Annotated in this window: 16 protein-coding genes; 3 read left to right on the top strand and 13 right to left on the bottom strand. The window is 40.8% G+C overall.

The genetic code is table 11. The annotated features are described in order from the left end of the window. Positions 1-79: 79 nt before the first annotated feature. The gene (locus IJ00_RS17400; protein ID WP_052754484.1) at positions 80-892 is read right to left on the bottom strand and encodes a hypothetical protein; all 813 of its coding nucleotides are present in this window, start codon (positions 890-892) and stop codon (positions 80-82) included. 186 nt (positions 893-1,078) lie between these two features. Here IJ00_RS17400 and mnmA point away from each other — a divergent pair, with 186 nt between their 5' ends. Next, positions 1,079-2,134, top strand: a complete 1,056-nt coding sequence (gene mnmA, locus IJ00_RS17395) for a tRNA 2-thiouridine(34) synthase MnmA (protein ID WP_035154945.1) — start codon at positions 1,079-1,081, stop codon at positions 2,132-2,134. Positions 2,135-2,193: 59 nt separating this feature from the next. Here the strand turns inward: mnmA and IJ00_RS17390 are convergent, their stop codons facing one another. The 6 genes from IJ00_RS17390 to IJ00_RS17365 all read right to left on the bottom strand — a co-directional run bounded on the left by IJ00_RS17390 (position 2,194) and on the right by IJ00_RS17365 (position 11,682). Then, positions 2,194-3,393 (bottom strand): ISAzo13 family transposase, encoded by a 1,200-nt coding sequence (locus tag IJ00_RS17390; RefSeq protein WP_082127446.1) that lies wholly within the window; start codon positions 3,391-3,393, stop codon positions 2,194-2,196. A 388-nt stretch (positions 3,394-3,781) separates the two neighbouring features. Next, complete coding sequence (gene mutT, locus IJ00_RS17385) at positions 3,782-4,204, bottom strand: 8-oxo-dGTP diphosphatase MutT (protein WP_035154940.1); 423 nt, start codon at positions 4,202-4,204, stop codon at positions 3,782-3,784. Between the two features lie 268 nt (positions 4,205-4,472). Continuing rightward, positions 4,473-4,820 (bottom strand): DUF760 domain-containing protein, encoded by a 348-nt coding sequence (locus IJ00_RS17380; protein ID WP_035154937.1) that lies wholly within the window; start codon positions 4,818-4,820, stop codon positions 4,473-4,475. Between the two features lie 303 nt (positions 4,821-5,123). Next, on the bottom strand, positions 5,124-6,080 hold the full coding sequence (locus IJ00_RS17375) for an RNA polymerase sigma factor, RpoD/SigA family (RefSeq protein ID WP_035154934.1): 957 nt from the start codon (positions 6,078-6,080) through the stop codon (positions 5,124-5,126). Positions 6,081-7,152: 1,072 nt separating this feature from the next. Next, entirely contained in the window at positions 7,153-10,410 is a 3,258-nt protein-coding gene (gene carB, locus IJ00_RS17370) for a carbamoyl-phosphate synthase large subunit (RefSeq protein WP_035154931.1), read from the bottom strand. A gap of 717 nt (positions 10,411-11,127) precedes the next feature. Further along, complete coding sequence (locus IJ00_RS17365; protein WP_035154928.1) at positions 11,128-11,682, bottom strand: Dps family protein; 555 nt, start codon at positions 11,680-11,682, stop codon at positions 11,128-11,130. Positions 11,683-12,156: 474 nt separating this feature from the next. Here IJ00_RS17365 and IJ00_RS17360 point away from each other — a divergent pair, with 474 nt between their 5' ends. After that, positions 12,157-12,414 (top strand): Asr1405/Asl0597 family protein, encoded by a 258-nt coding sequence (locus IJ00_RS17360; RefSeq protein WP_035154925.1) that lies wholly within the window; start codon positions 12,157-12,159, stop codon positions 12,412-12,414. Positions 12,415-12,448: 34 nt separating this feature from the next. Beyond that, on the top strand, positions 12,449-13,120 hold the full coding sequence (locus tag IJ00_RS17355) for a (2Fe-2S) ferredoxin domain-containing protein (protein WP_035154922.1): 672 nt from the start codon (positions 12,449-12,451) through the stop codon (positions 13,118-13,120). Between the two features lie 204 nt (positions 13,121-13,324). On the opposite strand, the gene phnE is transcribed toward IJ00_RS17355, so the two are convergent. From phnE to IJ00_RS17325, 6 genes are all read right to left on the bottom strand, one after another. Next, a complete protein-coding gene (gene phnE / locus IJ00_RS17350; protein ID WP_035154920.1) occupies positions 13,325-14,104 on the bottom strand; it encodes a phosphonate ABC transporter, permease protein PhnE in 780 nt (259 codons plus the stop codon). A 1-nt stretch (position 14,105) separates the two neighbouring features. Continuing rightward, the gene (locus IJ00_RS17345) at positions 14,106-14,834 is read right to left on the bottom strand and encodes a phosphonate ABC transporter ATP-binding protein (RefSeq protein WP_035154916.1); all 729 of its coding nucleotides are present in this window, start codon (positions 14,832-14,834) and stop codon (positions 14,106-14,108) included. A gap of 320 nt (positions 14,835-15,154) precedes the next feature. Beyond that, complete coding sequence (locus tag IJ00_RS17340) at positions 15,155-16,126, bottom strand: phosphate/phosphite/phosphonate ABC transporter substrate-binding protein (protein ID WP_035154913.1); 972 nt, start codon at positions 16,124-16,126, stop codon at positions 15,155-15,157. A gap of 378 nt (positions 16,127-16,504) precedes the next feature. After that, on the bottom strand, positions 16,505-17,158 hold the full coding sequence (locus tag IJ00_RS17335; RefSeq protein WP_339366950.1) for an acyl transferase: 654 nt from the start codon (positions 17,156-17,158) through the stop codon (positions 16,505-16,507). A gap of 127 nt (positions 17,159-17,285) precedes the next feature. Further along, positions 17,286-18,008 carry a sterol desaturase family protein gene (locus IJ00_RS17330; protein ID WP_035154911.1) on the bottom strand — a complete coding sequence of 241 codons (723 nt, stop codon included), beginning with the start codon at positions 18,006-18,008 and terminating at the stop codon, positions 17,286-17,288. A 201-nt stretch (positions 18,009-18,209) separates the two neighbouring features. Then, positions 18,210-19,232, bottom strand: coding sequence for an aromatic ring-hydroxylating dioxygenase subunit alpha (locus tag IJ00_RS17325; protein WP_035154908.1), 1,023 nt, complete (start codon positions 19,230-19,232; stop codon positions 18,210-18,212). Between the last annotated feature and the right edge of the window lie 2 nt (positions 19,233-19,234).

Genomic DNA, 19,234 nt, shown 5'->3' with positions numbered 1-19,234 from the left:
TTGCAAGAGGTCTAATGTATTTCGGTTGTAATGACAATTTTTGCTTGCGTAATTCCTATGATAAACAAACTTCAAGACCTTATTTACCATAATGAACTCTAGCATTTCCAAAACCCAAATTCAGTAAATCTTTATTCATGCTTTCCGCATCGGAACGACGGTAAAATGGTCCCACAGCTACATGGGAACCTTTGGGTTTATATCTCGCAGAAACACGGATTTCTCGACTGACAATACGTCTGATACTATCTCTGACTTTTTCAGCAGTTCCTGATAAATTATCATCTGCTACAGGAATGCTCACATAATATGCTTTGCGGTTGTGTCTCTCGTTACCATAGTTATTGTCATCATTCCAATTGCCGTTACCCCCATTCCCGTAGTCGGGAGCATCTATTTCTCCTCCCCCTTCACTAAGAATTCTGCCCCGCAAGCTATAACGAGCTAATTGTTGCACACGCTCTTGGGCACCTTCATAGCGTCTAAAAGTACCTGCACGGATGACTCTTCGTCCCTGAATATTATTGAATACCGCACTAGGTTCAACTTGGCGTACTGCTTGCAAAGCTTCCTGATCATCTCTATTCACAAAGACGATATAACGTCCGTAATTTCTGTTGTAGTTGTTGTAGTTGTTATAATTATTTTGTGGAAAGTTTGGTGCTACGGGTGCTTCAAAGGTTTGTTCTTGATTATTCACCGAGTTAGGAAAGTCTGGTAATCCTGTGGGAGATTGGACTCCAGGTGGTAGGGGTGGTAAGGTTGGTTGAGCATTCGCCGGTGAAATATTCGCGATCGCCCCACTTATCCCCGTTAAGGTACAAACTGCGACAAACAGCAACAGCTTTTCAGCACGGATAATAGTTTTCACAAAAATTAGTGTGCGTAACATAACAAATTAACAATTCTCAAGTTTTCAAGTTAAAATTTTCAAAGGAAAATTGCCTAAAGGATAGCAGTATCAAGATTCTACTTTCAACGTCGATCAAGTTAAATAAGTGACATTCTCACTGACGCTATATATTTTAAATAATCTACTGCAAAATCTTATTTATTCCCCAATCCCCAATTTACAGAGATGAAAAAGGTCGTAGTCGGTCTTTCGGGTGGCGTGGACAGTTCCACTGCTGCGGCAATATTACACCATCAGGGCTATGAAGTTATTGGTTTGACCCTTTGGCTGATGAAGGGTAAAGGACAATGCTGCTCTGAGGGTATGGTTGATGCGGCTTTTATCTGTGAACAGTTGGGTGTTCCTCATCACATTGTCGATATCCGTGACGTCTTTCAAACTCATATCGTTGATTTCTTGGTGACTGGTTATGGTGCTGGGATTACCCCCTTACCCTGTTCCCAGTGCAACAAAACGGTAAAATTTTCTCCGATGTTGGATTATGCCCAACAAAATTTAGATTGCCATCAAATTGCCACTGGTCACTATGCCCGGATTCGCTACGATGAAACTAGCGATCGCTATCAATTGCTGCGAGCTTTAGACCGCAATAAAGACCAATCCTATTTTCTCTATGACTTGTCTCAAGAAGTACTAAGTAGGGTCGTATTTCCCCTAGGTGAGCTAAATAAATCTGATACTCGCAAAATTGCGGCGGACCACGGGTTAAAAACTGCTGATAAGCCGGAAAGTCAGGATTTATGCCTAGTCGAAAGTAACGGTTCTATGCGGGCATTCCTGGATAAGTATCTTGCTCCCAAACCCGGTAATATTGTAGACCTGGATGGCAAAGTCCTTGGACAACACGATGGTATCCACCATTACACCATTGGGCAACGGAAAGGCTTAGGAGTTTCCGCAGCAGAGCCACTATATGTGATTGAATTAGATACAGTCAATAACCGCGTAGTTGTGGGCGATCGCACAAAAGTCTGCAAACCAGAATGTACTGTTCATAGTGTGAATTGGGTGGCGATCGCTGCACCAAACACTCCCATTCGTGCAGAAGTACAAATTCGTTACCGTTCTGCACCGGAACCTGTCACCGTGATTCCCTTGGAAAATCAACGGGTACGTCTAGTGTTTGATGAACCCCAAGCTAGTATCACTCCCGGACAAGCAGCAGTCTGGTATGAAGGTGATAAGGTTTTAGGTGGGGGAGTTATCGAGCAGTTTTCCTAGTAGTTGATGTTACAAGTTGCGATTGGTAAGAGAACTCCACAAAAAAGATGATCCAGTGGTTATGCTGGTTTAGCAAAAACTTCCACAAACCATTTTCTGAGATTGGGAAGACGATAAATCTGTTTTTCGACTTCCGCCATCGCTTTGTTTGTCAGCTTAACCCCAGTAGAATAGACTTTTTCAACTAGAGTCACCACTGGATTTTGTCCTTTAAAGGTAAGGGTTTTAGCGAAATTCAGTACCGCTTCAACAGTGTCAACTAAACTACCATTCCAATGCTGCTCTAACCAGCCAAAACAACGCTCCACTGGATTATATTTGCTATGATAAGGGGGATAATAAGCAAGTTGCAATGACAGTTTAGACGATGTAGCAAAGTCAATAATGCGCTTCATGAATTGGGTACGACGGGAATGATTTTCTGGTCCATTATCTTGATTAATTACCAGTTTTTGAATGTGAGTAAATCGATGTTTAATGCTTTGCCACCAGCTTTCAACTATGTCAACAATACAATCAGCAGTCAATTTTGAAGAAACGAAAAATAGAAATAATTCGTTGTATTCAGGTAAAAAAATTCCGTAGGGAATAAGGGTTGTTTCTGGAGCAAAATCATGGTCTAGGGAGATAGTCGGTACGCGAGTTTTTCCACCTCTGTCAAATTCTCCAACTTTAACTGCCACCTTCGCATCAATGGAGATTCGCAGAGTATGAGGATCATTATCAGCTTCAGTATTGATTTGCTCGACTTGTTCAAAAATGGCTTCTGTTTCTGGAATCTTCTTGGTAGGCTTAGTTTTAAGAACTCGTTTTAAGGTATAACCCAAATCATTCAATCGTCGTCGAATTGTCTCTGATGAAGGTAGTTCTTCGTCACTATAACCACATTGTTCAATTAGCTGACGACGTACTTCACTTGCAGTCATGCGTGTATATAAACGGATACTTTTAAAGCTGGGGTCAGTTTGGCTTTGTGGGTCTACTAAAGATTTAATATCCGACAACAAGTTTGGTAATTTTGTTTCCACCCGCCTACGTCCACTACGCTCGAAACCATCAATAAAAGGCTGACCACTCTCTAACTCCTGCATCCCTTTACGGATAGTGCGTCTATTCCACCCCAATTCACGTTCTACTAAAGTCTGTCCACCTATTCCCAACCCTTTGACCACTTCTGCCATGAATTGTCGTCGGTCGCTTCCCTTGAGTTTTTTCGCTGTTTTGATGTAAAGAGATTTTAGATTTTCGGTGAGTTGAATGATAGATTTTGGAGACATGAGGTAGGCTGCACACTGAAATTATCTTTCTCTCATCATAGGATCAATCATTCTGTGGAGGTCTCTAAAAATTTGTAGTGGGAGCGTCTAGCTCCCTGGTGTTATCCCTTTTTTGTCACTCTGGGAAAAGAAAAATCAAAGTCAAATTTTCAACTCTAGATAGAACATGCATTTGAGCGTTTATTTTCTAACACAATGGCTGAAATTATGTTTTTTTTCATAAAAGCCTTATGCTGTAAGCATTTCAGACTATTCTCTCCCAAAAGTGATAAATGAGGGGTTATACCATTTAACGAAAATAGTGAAACAGATACAAACCCTGAAAGTCTAACTAGATAAGACTTTCTGAATTACGAATTACGAATTGTTCTTAGCTCCGGTTTTTCCAATCTTGAATAGCTTGAATAATCTGCACATTCGCTGGGGGAAACTCGTATTTATCTAAATCATCCACTGTCACCCAACAAACCTGATCACATTCGATGGTTTGGGGTATACCAGAAAGGTATTGGCAATGATGAACAGTTAAGCTGACACGGAGATGGGGATAGGTGTGATCAATGGTAATTAAATGCTCTCCCACGGCAATTTCTATACCTAATTCCTCCCTAATTTCCCGTTGAATACAGTCAGACATGGTTTCTCCTGGTTCAAGTTTTCCCCCAGGAAATTCCCACAAACCCCCCATAACTCCCCCTGGACGACGACGATCGATTAAAATTTGACTTTGGTCGTTCCAAATTACCGCAACACCAATAATTTTATGGGGAGGAGTAGATATTTGTGAATCCATCATGTCAGTTATTACTAAAAAAACTCGACGGTATATAAACCTGCCGAGTTTGTATTTTATGATAATTCTTAGGAATTTATTTGTGACTTTTAGAAAATAATTTGTACGGATTTACCAGAGAAGAATATATATAACTTTTGCCATTGTTGACTAAATTCAGTTAGACCAAATTGCTGTCGGTAGCATTTAGCACCAAGGTAAACATTATGTGATTTGCAGATGCTTTCACAGGAAAAATTTTGACTAAATAGCAACTTGGTATGAATATCTATGGTTCAATTTCCGGGTTATGGCTTTCGGTTCCTTGAAATACATTTTCAAAGTTCATTCTTTGCTCCGCATTGCGTAAAAAGTAGCCACTAATCATCGCAGAAGCTAATAAACGTCCTAAGCTTTCTCTATTGGTGGTAATTGTAATGCCAAAATGTTCTGAAGGTAAATTACCCAATAAACCAAGGATATTACGCTCCATGACTTGAAATACTTCATGGGAAGCTGGTTTCGATAGCTGGTTAACAGTTTCTGGACTTAGAGACTTCACATATTGCCAGAGCAAATTACTGGTTTCTGACTCGCTATCAAAAAATTCTGAAACTCGGTTGGATGGGTTACTCACTTTAATACCTCCTAAACTTGATTGAGTATGAAGGGGAAAAGGTGAAGTCCGAAAGATTTTTTTATCGTCTCACCCTTCTGACTTCATACTATATTTGACTATCACAACTGCGAACTAGCGATAGAGCTACGCTCCGCCGAAACGGCGATCGCAATCAATAGAGTTGCACTGACTGAATATATCTTGAGTGAGACTCAATTATTGCTGTTGTGTGTTCCTGGAAACTAATGTAACAGGGTCGTCTGATGTTGGGAGTCGGTGTAACCGTACCAAAAAATAGGGTGTTTTTTCGCCTCTAGTTAACTAACTAGCTAAATACTCATTAATCCCGACTTTAGATTTACGGAGTTTACTGAGGGCTTCCCGTTCAATTTGGCGAACACGTTCACGGCTAATGTTGAGCATTTCCCCTATTTTAGCAAGGGTAAGGGCTTGTCCATCATTTAAGCCAAAACGTAAAGCAATAACTTGTCTTTGCTGGGGAGTCAATTCTGCCATCAGGTGTTCTAAGTCGCGGGATAGGGCAGATTGAGCCACGAAGTCTTCGGGGGATAAACTAGGATCTTCTAGCATTTCTCCGAGTTCCGTGTCGTAATTATCACCTAATCTTAAATCTAGGGATAGGGGTACACGGGCTTTTTCTAGATATTCCCGCACCTGCTTCGGTGTTAATTCGAGTTCATTGGCTAATTCTGATACCGTCGCCGCACGCCCCAGTTTTTGGGACAATTGGCGCTGGGCTTTTTTGATTTTATTTAGTTTTTCGGTGATGTGGATGGGTAGACGGATAGTACGTCCTTTTTCGGCGATCGCCCTAGTAATTGCCTGACGAATCCACCAATAGGCGTAGGTAGAGAATCTGTAACCCTTGGTGGGGTCAAACTTCTCCACACCTCGTTGCATACCAATACTACCTTCTTGAATTAAGTCTAAAAGGTCTACATTCCGCTTGATATACTTCTTGGCAACGGATACAACCAGACGCAGGTTCGCTTCTACCATCTTGCGTTTGGCAGTTTCTCCCAGGGCGATCGCCTCATCTAGTCCTACCAAGTCTAAGTGAGCAGCATTTGCCCACTCTTCAAAACTTGGCTGACGACCAAGTCGCATCGCCAGAGATTCTTTCAATTCGTACAAAGCAGTTACACGTTGTACTTGTTTACCATAAGATATTTCTTCCTCGTGGGTGAGCAATGGTACACGACCAATCTCACGCAAGTAAGTCCGCACGAGGTCTGTGGGTGTGTGGGCGATCTTCATGGCGCTACTCTTTGGTAACTATATTGATAACTATGGAAAGCGGATTGACCAATAGATACTCCCTAGGGGTAATAACCAGTCAGGATGGTTGCTCATTCGCTGATTTGCAATATGCAAGCCCCCAAAATTTGGCGACTAAATATTTGTCTAAAGATTTTGGCTATTAATTGCTAGACGTTACAGTTTTTCTTTTGTTTGCACAAGTACCTAAAGTTAGATAAAAGGTAATTTGTATGACATCTGGGTATTTGTAAATTATTGTAACATTTCTGAGATTATTTCGACTATACCTTTAGGGTCATGTTTTTGTTTTTATGGGCTAGGTGGGGAGATAATACCAACTGACAATCCGTAACTCGCAGTTGACAATTAAAAAATCCTGATTTTTCAAGGTTTTCAGAATTCAGATGGGTTTCACAATTTTAGTGAAGTGGTGTAGCTTCAGTCACCGATGGATTTCTCAGTATATGTGGAGGTTATTTTCATAAATCTATCAACGGTGAGAAAATTTCCTCATTTTTGTTCATATAACTAAATCATAAGCATAAGAGTCATGTAATCAGGATTGCTTAATATTTCCTTTAGGAAGCCGGAGTTGATGGTGGGAAGGTGAGGGTGAAAGCGGTTTGTGATGAAGTTTGAGAATTCAGGATGCTTTGGTTGTAGCGGAAAATCTGCCCACAGGCGATCGCCCGGTAGAACCCAGAGAAAATAGATAGTTAAATCTCGTCAAGTTAACAATTGCCTTGCAAGCAAGATTTTGATAATCCAGAAAAGGGAGAAAGGATAGTGATACCAAGTTCTGTAATTGCGTAGTAGTTCACTGTCAAGGTTAATTTGAGGGATATCTCCTCCTTGTCCGTCTTGTCCCCCTTGTCCCCCTTGTCCCCCTTGTCCCCCAATTCAAATTTGACAGACTAGTAGTTTCAGAATAAGGACGGACTCTACTATATTTTGGCAGCAACTTAGTATGAAATTCCTTCTCCCTGATGCATTATGCTGATTGTCTCCTGGGTTTGATTTCTAGGAAGTTATGCACTGCTATCAAAACCCTAGAGTTGTCCCCAGAAAATTAATTCATGGAATATTCCTGAATTACTTTCACATCCAAGGTAGTGTTCTGCATGGAACGGATAGCCGCAACCGTTGCCCTAGAAGCAGCAAGGGTAGTGATAATAGGGATTTTGTAAGTTAGGGCAGTCCGACGAATGAGTCGAGCATCACTTTGGGCTTCTTCTCCCGAAGGGGTATTAATAATTAACTGGATTTTCTCATTTTTGATGGCATCGATGACATGGGGACGACCTTCATGAAGTTTGAGCACCAGTTCCACTTCTAGTCCGTGTTCCCGGAGTACGCGACGAGTACCGTCAGTTGCCATGATGGAAAAACCTAAGTCAATAAATTCCTTAACTACAGGTACGGCAGCAGCTTTATCACGGTCATTCATTGAGACAAATACGGTTCCCGTCATCGGTAAACGTTCCCCTGCACCGAGTTCTGCTTTGGCATAGGCAAGTCCAAAGTCGCTATCTATACCCATAACTTCTCCGGTAGAGCGCATTTCGGGACCGAGAATCGTATCTGTACCAGGGAATTTATTAAAGGGGAGAACTGCTTCCTTGACGGCGATATGTTGGGGAATCACTTCTTGGGTAAATTTGAGTTCCTCCAAGGTTTTACCGGACATAATCAGGGAGGCAAGTTTGGCGAGGGGTACACCCGTAGCTTTGGAGACAAAGGGAACTGTACGAGAAGCGCGGGGATTAGCTTCTAGGATATAAACTTGGGGTGAATAAGTTTGTGCCCCCACCACTGCAAATTGAATATTCATCAAACCGATAACCCGTAGTGCTTGGGCGAGTTGGGTTGTCCATTGACGAATTTGATTGAGGATATTCGGTGACAAGGAAATCGAAGGCAGAGAACAAGCGGAGTCACCGGAATGGATGCCTGCCTGTTCAATGTGTTCCATAATACCGCCAATTACCACTTTACCTGTATGGTCGGCGATCGCGTCTACATCAACTTCAATGGCATTTTCCAAAAACTTATCAATTAAAATGGGGTGGTCGGGTTCTACTTGCACAGCGAAGGTCATGTAGCGTTCCAACTCAGCATCGGAATAGACAATTTCCATGGCTCGTCCCCCTAAAACATAACTAGGACGTACCACCACGGGATAACCGATACGTCTTGCCACAATCAAGGCATCTTCGTAGGTGCGAGCGATACCGTTGGGAGGTTGGGCAATATTTAATTCCTGGAGAATTTTCTCAAATCGTTCCCGATTTTCTGCTGTATCAATGGAGTCGGGAGAAGTACCCCAGATGCGAGTCTGAACAGTGCTATCCGCTTGATTCAGGAAATTCTGTAAGGGGATTGCCAGTTTCAAGGGGGTTTGTCCACCAAACTGAACAATGATACCTACAGGGTTCTCAGCTTCGATAATATTTAGGACATCTTCCTTAGTTAAAGGTTCAAAATATAACCTATCACTGGTGTCATAGTCTGTAGAAACCGTCTCTGGATTGGAGTTAACCATAATGGTTTCAAAGCCTGCACCTTTGAGAGCATAGGCGGCATGGCAACAGCAGTAGTCAAATTCGATACCTTGTCCAATGCGATTTGGTCCACCACCCAGAATCATGACTTTAGGTTTGCTGGTGGGTTGGATTTCGTTTTCCTGCTCGTAGGTGGAGTAATGGTAGGGTGTGAATGCTTCAAATTCCGCCGCACAGGTATCTACGGTTTTATATACAGGAATTATGCCTAGTTGTTTGCGGTATGCTCTCACCTCATCTTCGGTGGTTTTAGTTGCATAGGCAATCTGGCGATCGCTGAACCCATGACGTTTAATTTCGTACATCACCTCAGGGGTGAGCTGGTTGAGAGGTGTGCGCTTGAGGAATTTTTCAGTTTCGAGAATTTCCTGTAATTTATCCAAAAACCAGGGGTCAATACCTGTTAGTTCATAGATTTCCTCTAATGTCATCCCTAGTTGCATCGCGTGACGCAGGGCAAAAACCCTTTCTGGATTGGGAGTTCTGAGTTGGGCACGAATTTGCTCACCACTGGGAAGTTTTTCCGAGCGATCGCAACCCCAACCAGCACGTCCAGTTTCTAAGGAACGCAAAGCTTTTTGGAAGGATTCATTAAAGGTTCTGCCAATTGCCATTGCTTCCCCGACGGATTTCATCTGGGTAGTCAATACAGGTTCGGAACCGGGGAATTTTTCAAAGGCAAACCGGGGAATTTTGGTGACGACGTAATCGATTGTCGGTTCAAAAGATGCGGGGGTTTCCTTGGTAATATCGTTTCTAATTTCATCCAGGGTATAACCGACTGCCAGTTTTGCTGCCATTTTGGCAATGGGAAAACCTGTTGCTTTACTCGCTAAAGCGGAACTACGGGAAACGCGGGGGTTCATCTCAATTACCACCACATCCCCATTTATCGGGTTAACGGCAAATTGAATATTAGAACCGCCGGTTTCTACACCAATTTCCCGGATAATTTTAATTGCCATGTCCCGTAACCGTTGATATTCTTTATCGGTAAGGGTTTGGGCAGGAGCAACGGTAATCGAGTCCCCCGTATGGATACCCATGGGGTCAAAGTTTTCGATAGAGCAAATAATCACCACATTATCGGCTAAATCGCGCATCACTTCTAATTCGTATTCTTTCCAACCTAACAGAGATTGGTCAATGAGAATTTGCGACACCGGGGAAGCATCAATACCCGTTTGTGCCATTTCTTCAAATTCTTCTTGGTTGTAAGAAATACCACCACCAGTACCACCCATGGTAAAAGCGGGACGGATAATTAGGGGATAAGTACCAATACGTTGGGCGATCGCCTTCGCTTCTTCTAGGGAGGAAGCTGTTCCCGAAGGACAAACATCGACTCCGATTTTTGCCATAGCTTCATTAAACAGCTTTCTGTCCTCAGCTTTCTCGATAGCTGGCAATTTTGCACCAATTAATTCCACACCATACTCATCCAATACCCCATTTTTTGCCAAAGCTACGGCAATATTTAAGGCTGTTTGTCCCCCCATGGTGGGTAGTAAAGCGTCGGGACGTTCTTTGGCAATGACTTTGGCTACTAATTCTGGTGTCAGGGGTTCAATGTAAGTGCGATCGGCTGTTTCTGGATCGGTCATAATTGTGGCAGGATTGGAGTTTACCAATACCACTTCGTAACCTTCTTCACGTAGAGCTTTACAAGCTTGAGTTCCAGAATAATCAAATTCGCAAGCTTGTCCAATGATAATTGGACCAGACCCTAAAAGCAGAATCTTCCTGATGTCTTGACGGCGGGGCATAATCGTTGTTGGGAGATGAGAATATGAAGTCCTGATTATTTTACGGGTCTTTACCTACCACTCGTACTATTTTGAATTTGAGATTTTAGATTTTCCCTGGGGCGTTGGTAATTGCGGTATGATTTTTAGCTGTCAAGTTCTAAGCAGTTTTGTGGCTTTTTTCCAGGGTATGCACCATAGCATAATGTAAGTCGCAAACTTTTCACAGAGTCAAATCTTGGTATATGCCCAAAACTCTGCTAGGGCACAGTGGAAATAAAATAACCATACCCCACGGGAAGCCCTTCGGGTTCTGGGGTTAGCAATCAACGGAATACTGACGCTGTATTAATTTGCAATTTTATTTAAATTTTATTTAAGTTTTAAATTTTGAATTCTGCCTAGCAGTACTAAACTTTTCTTGAGGATGCACTCCAGCCTTTCTGTCTAAATTAATTATACCTTTTGAAATTTTTGCCGTTGCTTTGAGTAACTTGCCTCAATAAATTTTTCTCTGACTTGCTCACAGTTATCTTAAATTCAGAGAATCTTAAGTTTTTCCGATTTTAGACAAACCAAGATATGGGTATGTAAAAAAATATCCTTATTAAATAAGGTGGACAGAATCATGAGATTTGCCCACCTTGGTGATATTTTTCTAAAACACAATGCTTGTGTCTATTCTGAATTCTTAGAGATAAAACCCTAGAATTCTAATTTATAAATGTGTAAACGAACTTAGTTTTGAGCTGCTTGCACAAAGCCTAAGGTCAAACTATCCTTAGCTAGGAAATGCGATAAATGATACGCTCTTTCTTCAGTTTCTAACAGGATTTTTTCGTAGAGATAACGTGTGGCTCTATCACCTAAACTCTCTGCTTGAGAAGCTTGGCTACGAAGTACACGGATAATCGCTTGCTCTGCTTTCAGGTCATTTTCTACCATTTGACGGTTAGAAAATACACCATCAATTTCCTGCTCAATACAGCACAATTCCGCTAATTTGCTGAAGGTTGCGGCCGGAACTCCACCTAATCCATTTAACCGCTCACCGATTTCATGGATATGTCCTTGAACTTCTTTGTAACTATCGTTAAAGAAGTCATGGAGTGAGGTAAATTCTGCACCCTCTACAACAAAATGATGTTTTTGATACTGAAGAGCAAGAGCTTGAAAACTTGCTAAAACAACATTAAATCCTTCACAGACTGGAGCGGTAATACTGTGGTCTAGCAAGATGGGATTGTCATAAACCTGACCGAAATTATGTATCAATGTTTGTGTATCAGACATAGTTTTCCTCCGCTATTTAAACAGTTTTTATTTTTAACCGTTCAGCTTTTACATATTAGCACTGAAAAAATCAATGTACCCCTGAAAAATATTAAGGAGAACTGTTTTTTTCAGCTATTAATAATTAATTGCAAGTTTTACTTTTGTTCATTGATACATTACAAAACTTGACTACAGAGGAGTAAACCTGAATCTATTCCACCTAAAGCTGCCAAATAGTTGCTCTCAACCCATTACAAGGAGAATGGAGTCATTTTCTATGCGGTTACTAGCACTATAGGCTATCGAGGCGTGAATAATCCTGAATCCTGCTGTATTGGAAGATACACCTGAAAAAAATTTGCAAAATCTTATGAGAATTATTTGCACTTAGGTTATTCTAGAAGGAAGGGCAAAACTTTCAATATTCACCACTGTGAGGCAGTAAAGACCTAGTACTTACTGCAAGTTTGTCGCGCTTTTGAGGGAGTAATCTTGAAATCATTCAACGCAGAAATTCAAGGCAAGCAAATTGTAGAGATTGATTGGGCAGAACGTTGGCAAGTCTATCAACGTTTGCAAGAACTGGATATTCCCTGCTGGTGTCAAACTAATCAACCTTTAACGGTACAGCTTGAGGATGTGAGTACCGCAGTTCAATTTTGGGGTGTGATGAGAAGGTTGACAGCTACTCGTCAGGAGTTGATTGGGTTGTTAGAAACTTGTTGGCAACAGTCTGGTTCAGAAAAATAAAACAAAAAATTTGAGATGTAAATAGGTCAAGAATATGGGTATTTACCAAAACCAGGAAGTATCAAAATTTTCCCTAGAAGGACGCTTTTCTGACTTCTTAATTAAGGATGGCTATAAGCTGAAAGGTCTGATTTTAGAGACTTATGAAGGTGAATGTCATGTCAAATTAGCCAAGCATTTACGAGTAGCTTTTGATTGGCGATTACCGAAAGGAACTTGGTTACAGGTTGTCGGCGAAAAAAAATATGACAGTAAGACTGGGGAAGTCAGACTGAAGGCAGAAAGCGTGATGGCTGCACGTTTGTCAACGATTCCGGCTCAAACATCACAGTTTTCTGCGAGTGTGACACCCAAGAAAGAGAAGGCAGAATCTCAGAGTGGGACTATCTTAGTTTGCCAGAAGTCCGACTGTATGAAGCGGGGTGGCAAGGAGATGTGCCAAGTACTGCAAAAAACTTTGGGCGATCGCGGTTTGGCAGAGCAAGTGACGATCAAAGGTACTGGTTGCATGAAAAACTGTAAGGCAGGACCAAATTTAGTAATGCCGGATAAAACTCGCTACAGTCGGATTCAAGCTCGTCAAATACCGCAAGTTGTAGACAAGCATTTTGCTGCAAAGTCCGTTGAGCCAAAGCCGGAAGAGTCAATCAATACCATTCTACCCCTGACTAATTTTGCTAGTCACCCCCATTCAGCCCTTAGTTAATGCAAAACTTTATTAAAAGCTTCCTGCTGAAATTACGCAGATAGATTTACTCAGTTTTTTGCAATAGATTAGCAATAAGTGGTTCTTATAGAAAACGGGTAGGTTCCTTCCAATCTACCCATTGTTTTATTTGAGTATTTTATTTTTAGCTATAGATTTAAATCTATAACTATTGCAATTGTGAATTGGAGACAAGCAACTTGACTACATCCCCTCTAAGCGTTGACGCAATTGACTACTGACAGTATCGATTAGGGTGACAACAACGAGTAGTACTAGCATCATGGTTGTTGCTTTGGTATATTCAAAGCCATCAATATAACTTTTGAGTTGAAAACCAATACCCCCGGCACCGACAACACCCAATACTGAAGCAGCGCGAATATTATATTCAAACATCCACAGGGTGTAACCTAGGCTCAAGGGTAAGACTTGGGGAATAATGCCATATTGGGCAATTTGTAATTTTGACGCACCAATAACTTGGAGTGATTCCAAGGAGCGAGAATCTACCGCTTCGATTGCTTGTTGGTAAAACTTTGCCAGGTAGCCAATAGTATAAATACTGAGGGCAAGGGTTCCGGCAGCTGCACCCAAACCGGTGGCGGCGACGAAAATTAGTCCCAGAATGATGGAAGGAACGGAACGTACAGCGTTTTGGAGAAAATTCGCCAACCATTGTAACCAGATGGGGGCGGTGTTACGAGCGCTGGCGATCGCAATGGGGATGGAGAGAATTGCGCCGATGGTGGTTCCCCATAGGGACATCTGCATTGTTTCAATTAATGCTTTGATTGCAATATCCAAAACTTCCCAATTGGGGGGGAAAAAGTCCGCAAGAAACTTACTGACATAGGTTAAGCTATCCTGCATGACTTGAGTGTCCACACCGATACCTTGCAGTGCCCAGGTATAAATAAAAATAGTTATAAAAAATATGAGTAAATAAATTACCCATTGAGAAAAAATAGGGAGATTTTTCATTTTAAACTTGGGCAAATTTGGACGGAAGATTGTTGGCATCGCCATCATAAATCACGCAACCGGCAGATAAAATTATCGCTCGTTGGGCATATTTGGCAGCGATAGTTAAATCATGTAAAACTGTGACGATAGTGATTTTTTGTTGGGAATTTAATTCTGAGAGAATCTGCATAACTTGCTCAGAAGCAAGAACATCTAAACCTGTAATGGGTTCATCTGCGAGGAGTATTTGGGGTGACTGAATTAATGCACGGGCGATCGCTACCCTTTGTTGTTGCCCACCACTGAGTTTACTGACTTTCTCGTGGATTTTATCTTTTAATCCTAACTGTTCTAGGAGTTCCTGAGCTAGATGGCGATCGCGTTTGGAAAAACCCCAGAACGTTTGCCAAGTATTTCTAACTCCTAAGCGTCCACACAACACATTATCTATGGCTGAGAGTTGACGAATTAAACCTCCACCCTGAAATAACATTGCTACATCGCGTCGAGTTTGGGGTAAGGTTCGAGGGCTGACAGAATTACCATTAATATAGATATTACCCTGATGAATGGGAACTAACCCGACTAGCGATCGCAGTAAACTTGACTTTCCTGCACCATTGAGTCCCAACAATGCCACAAATTCACCTCTGTGTATTTGTAAATTCACTCCATTGATAATAGGGCGTTGCAAAGAATGGGAATATGGAGTTTGAACATTTTTACACTCAATGGCGATATCATTCATTTTTTGCTAACTACCAATCCTATGGGGGCGCTGAATAACTAGTACTGAGTAATAATCAAGGGGGTTATACAGTTGTGGTGAGTACAGAGACATTGGCTGCAAATCTTTGACAACAGATAATTTCACCCATTTCATTTCACTGAGTATCTGGCAATTACTTAGTTAAATATAAAACTATTTTTCACTATTCTGTTACTCAGGAATGCCGATATACTTCCAACGAAAAACTGAGCTTATTAACATATACGAGGTTTTTACCCCATACCTGCAAGATGAGTATTTGGGAAAGGTTTTGTTTTCCTTCCCCTGGGATGATATTTCTATGGCTCCATACCGACTAATTTCAAGGCATTACGTACAGGTGCTAGGTGACGGTTATGATCAACCCGCACTAACTCTGTGGAGTTGTAAAGACTACGTAGCAATTGATTATTCTTCGGCTGATTCAACTTCAGCATGGCATTGATGATTTTTTCCCGCATTGGTGCTGCCACATCATCATCAATAGCTATACCGTGGGCTGGCACACCTGGAATTTTGTAGAGTATACGCAATTGATTCTTTTCTTCGGCAGTGATGTAGGGAGAGAACAAGGCATATTCTGAGACTGCCGCGACTTCCGCTTGTCCACGCAGAACAGCTTGTAATGCTTTGCTATAGTTACCACCGTAACTTACCTGTCCAAAGAAACCGTCCAAACGGTCTTTATTGGGGACAAAACCTGCTTTCACCAACTGACTTACAGGGAAAATAAACCCAGAACCGGAGGTGGGAGAGGTAAATGCCATTTTCTTACCCTTCAACTGCCCCAAGGTTTTTTTGGCATCGGTACCAGTTTTTAAGGGGCTATTTTTCGGGACAACAAATATTGAATTATAGGTATATTTTCCAGAGTAGTTGTCACGAACTTCTGCTAGATAGAGCTTGGCATTGGCTAAACTTTCCGCTTTCAATGCTGGGCGACTACTTAAAAATGCGACATCTGCACGATTAGCTCGTAGAGCTTCCACTGCTGCGGTGTCATCTCCAATTTGTGCTTTAACTGGCATTCCCAGTTCCTTGCTTAAAAATGCAGCCACTGCATTAGCTTTTGTTTGCAAGTCAGTGCTATCAGAACGACTAGGAAAAACTATTGTTAAAGCCTTTTGATTTTGAGCAAGTAAAGTTTGCTCTTTGATGTTTGCCAGTGGCTTAGCGATCGCCTCCGTACCCCCTAGTGGACTTGCAGCTATACCAGCTACTGCTAAACAGGCAGCACTAAACCCCAGCAAACCTTGTTTGCTAACTTTCATTTCTCGCTCCTCATTTGGGAAGTATTCTCAAGACTTTTGCTAAATAATATCAGTAATTTTAGATAAAATTTTAGCATTAAAGATAAAGACTGTTATAGTTTTTGATAAATTTGATAGTTTTTTCTAATCAAAGCAATAAATTTGCCTAGGGTGTATATTTATGACTTGAATCCTGATTTGCTTTACTGGGTAAGGATTTTAGCTATAGTAATGAGTTAAAAACTTTGGTTTCAACTGTCTTCCCTAGGAGGGAATGGCTTTGCTTTCACCTCTCTAGGAATAGTTTGTCTCTGACAAGCCATAATTATTTTGCAAAAGTATAGCGATAAATAGCTATAGGTTGTGCTTAATCCTTACATCATCTTTTAGGGAAAAATCTCAATATTTTTGATTGGGGAATAATTTACTATCTGCGTTAACTAAACTTCCCTCAGTAATCACTACACCCGTTCCTAGGTATGAACCAGCACCAATAAATGAGTGACTACCGATTTGAACTTTTTTGACATACAGCATCAGGTTATCTTTCCGAGGTTTGATCACATGGGAATAGATTCCTACTTTGTGTCCAAAAATTACGTAGTCACCGATTTCTAAAAAACCGCGATCGCTAATTTCTAAATGTGGTGTCCAATATACTCCTTTTCCCACCTTTGCACCCCACAATCGCAACCATAGTGAAAACATTCCAGGGATTAAACGTAGGAGAGATTCTAGGATGGGGAAGGTAATATATATTACTTGAATTTGATAACTCCCCCACCAAGGAGAATAGGCTTTTCCTTGAAGATAGCTAATTCCTTCTGAAATTGGATAAAAGTAATTGTGTATTTTATATATCAATAGAGGTAAAGCATACAGAGTCAAAATCAGACTCAAGACACTAAAAAAACTAGGAGCGGTACATATCCAGAGTAAGCAACTACATCCTAGAATAATGATAAATAAGGGAAAAAAGGAAAGAATTGTACTCAAGAGAGTCATTTTTTCTGGTTGAGACTCTGCTGTTATTTGCTTAATATCTAGATTCATAATAGTGGTAAATATTGGTAAGATTAATGATATTTTGACGATATTTTATACATTACAAGCCTGGTTCTGAGCTAAAAAATATGCCAGTGAGGGCAATTTGCAATCAGTAGAAGAGGGAAATATTAAATTAAAAGAGCAATAGTTTTTGAGACAGTTTCCAGGTAACTTCTATTCCTAACTTTTCTGGAACTGCTGATGATTTCCAGTAAGTCTGGTGCAACCTATCCCAAATTTTCCAATTACCCCCAAAGTTAACCTGAATATCACTTGCAGCATGATGCCATCCATGGTCTTGTGGTAAAATTAACCAAGGCGATAAACAGCGAAAAAGCCATGATTCCCCTGAAGGTGAAAACACACTATGTCGCCACAAATCTAGTGCAGATGTCAGACTTGCACCAAAAATATACCCAGTAGGATTGTCTAAAAGATAGATAAATAAGGGATGAATCCACAGATAGATAATTAAAAAACTTGTCCATAGAGTATTTCTAGATGTTCCAAAAACATCCATGTCTGTGACAGTATGATGCACTTGATGCAATTTCCACAACCAAGAGCTATGCAATAAACGATGATTCCAATAATATAAATAATCTACACAAATAAAACTGAGGCAAAATCCTACGAGGGGATGGCAATTTAAACTACCTTGGTAATGAGGTAAAAAATATTGATAGAACTTAAATACAATTGTGTATTGTAGAACGGGAATGATAATTCCTTGAAATAATAATCCTACGGTATCTAAAAACCAATCACTCAGTTTTTTTTTCAGTAGAATACTCCAGCGATTTTTATCTATTACAGTTACTGTAACTAGAATTATAAAAGTTAAGAATATTACCATATCACGTTAATAAGTGTTACTTTATACTATTTGTAATTATGATGCCCGTTATACTAATCATCAGGTTCTACCTGGGAATTACTTAGAAGTGGCTTTGCCACTTCTTTTTCTAAATAAAATTGAATTGAATGACAAAATTATTAAATTATTTTGATTTATTTTAAGAGCTATAACTCCTAGATAGAGGAAATTACTTTTGATTTACACCCAAAATTTAATATTGACAGACTTCTCTGACAGATTTCTGGGATCTTCTCCCGTGGCAATTTGTTTGCGAATTGATTCCACAAAGACATGGATAGTATCTGCGGGGGTATTGGCAAACTGTGTACCGTATTTTTCGATAGTTTCTCCTTGAATGCCCAAAATCTGCACATCTTGATGGATAATATATTGAGCAGTCCAGTGAATAAAAGGACGAGCTAATTGATTCCAAATCCCATAGTTATAAGTAACATCGGTGTAGACTAGGGTGGAATTCTCTGTTTCAGGAATTGACTGACTGGTGATGAAAAGTCGGCGCTGGTTTCCCATATCATATTCCACACTAGTGATGTTGGGCATATGGAAACTATCGGTATGACGTATTTCGTAACCTTTGCGGTTGAGGAAACGGGAAAACCAACCTAAGTTATTGGTTTCGTTGCGGTATTCCACAAAAACTGAACCTTTGCATCTTCGTACCGTCATTTCTAGCTGCTGCTGACGGGGTTTACGAAAAACTCCTGGATGTACGGAAGCAGTGTGGGGAATATCAATGAAGTTTTCTGCACAGTTAGTCACGTTGTTACGAAAACGGTTGATAACTCGTACTGTTTCCCATCCCGGTTGCCGATAAAAAGGCATTGCAAAGGGTGTAAACTCTGTTGTAGGATTTTCAGCTAAACGGACGTAAACGAAACCATCCTTTTCTTGAGTATGGTAGCGTCGAGTTTTTCTTGTAGCTATAGTTTGAAAGTTTTCTCCTTCTGCTGGTACAGCCACAACTTGCCCAGTCTTATCGTACACCCATCCGTGGTAGGGGCAGTGAATTTTGCCTTGGCAGACTTTACCAGGGGAGAGACGACTGTTACGATGCATACAGCGATCGCGCAATACAACTGCTTCTCCATTTTCATCCCGAAATACTACTAACCATTCATTTAAAACGGTTCTTTGTAATACAGTATGGGGTTTGAGCTGTTGACTCTCGCAAACGATATACCAAAAATCCTCAAATTTCATAG

The sequence above is a fragment of the Calothrix sp. 336/3 genome (genome assembly GCF_000734895.2).
In the GTDB taxonomy this organism is placed as follows: domain Bacteria; phylum Cyanobacteriota; class Cyanobacteriia; order Cyanobacteriales; family Nostocaceae; genus 336-3.
The sequence above is the reverse complement of the archived record's forward strand: the minus strand, read 5'-3'. Positions and strand labels throughout refer to the sequence as shown.

What these genes read in the sequence shown, in the direction of transcription:
- IJ00_RS17400 (WP_052754484.1), bottom strand. Translation starts at nt 892, where the DNA reads ATGTTACGCACACTAATTTTTGTGAAAACTATTATCCGTGCTGAAAAG.
- mnmA (WP_035154945.1), top strand. Translation starts at nt 1,079, where the DNA reads ATGAAAAAGGTCGTAGTCGGTCTTTCGGGTGGCGTGGACAGTTCCACT.
- mutT (WP_035154940.1), bottom strand. Translation starts at nt 4,204, where the DNA reads ATGGATTCACAAATATCTACTCCTCCCCATAAAATTATTGGTGTTGCG.
- IJ00_RS17375 (WP_035154934.1), bottom strand. Translation starts at nt 6,080, where the DNA reads ATGAAGATCGCCCACACACCCACAGACCTCGTGCGGACTTACTTGCGT.
- carB (WP_035154931.1), bottom strand. Translation starts at nt 10,410, where the DNA reads ATGCCCCGCCGTCAAGACATCAGGAAGATTCTGCTTTTAGGGTCTGGT.
- IJ00_RS17365 (WP_035154928.1), bottom strand. Translation starts at nt 11,682, where the DNA reads ATGTCTGATACACAAACATTGATACATAATTTCGGTCAGGTTTATGAC.
- IJ00_RS17355 (WP_035154922.1), top strand. Translation starts at nt 12,449, where the DNA reads ATGGGTATTTACCAAAACCAGGAAGTATCAAAATTTTCCCTAGAAGGA.
- phnE (WP_035154920.1), bottom strand. Translation starts at nt 14,104, where the DNA reads ATGAAAAATCTCCCTATTTTTTCTCAATGGGTAATTTATTTACTCATA.
- IJ00_RS17345 (WP_035154916.1), bottom strand. Translation starts at nt 14,834, where the DNA reads ATGAATGATATCGCCATTGAGTGTAAAAATGTTCAAACTCCATATTCC.
- IJ00_RS17340 (WP_035154913.1), bottom strand. Translation starts at nt 16,126, where the DNA reads ATGAAAGTTAGCAAACAAGGTTTGCTGGGGTTTAGTGCTGCCTGTTTA.
- IJ00_RS17335 (WP_339366950.1), bottom strand. Translation starts at nt 17,158, where the DNA reads ATGAATCTAGATATTAAGCAAATAACAGCAGAGTCTCAACCAGAAAAA.
- IJ00_RS17330 (WP_035154911.1), bottom strand. Translation starts at nt 18,008, where the DNA reads ATGGTAATATTCTTAACTTTTATAATTCTAGTTACAGTAACTGTAATA.
- IJ00_RS17325 (WP_035154908.1), bottom strand. Translation starts at nt 19,232, where the DNA reads ATGAAATTTGAGGATTTTTGGTATATCGTTTGCGAGAGTCAACAGCTC.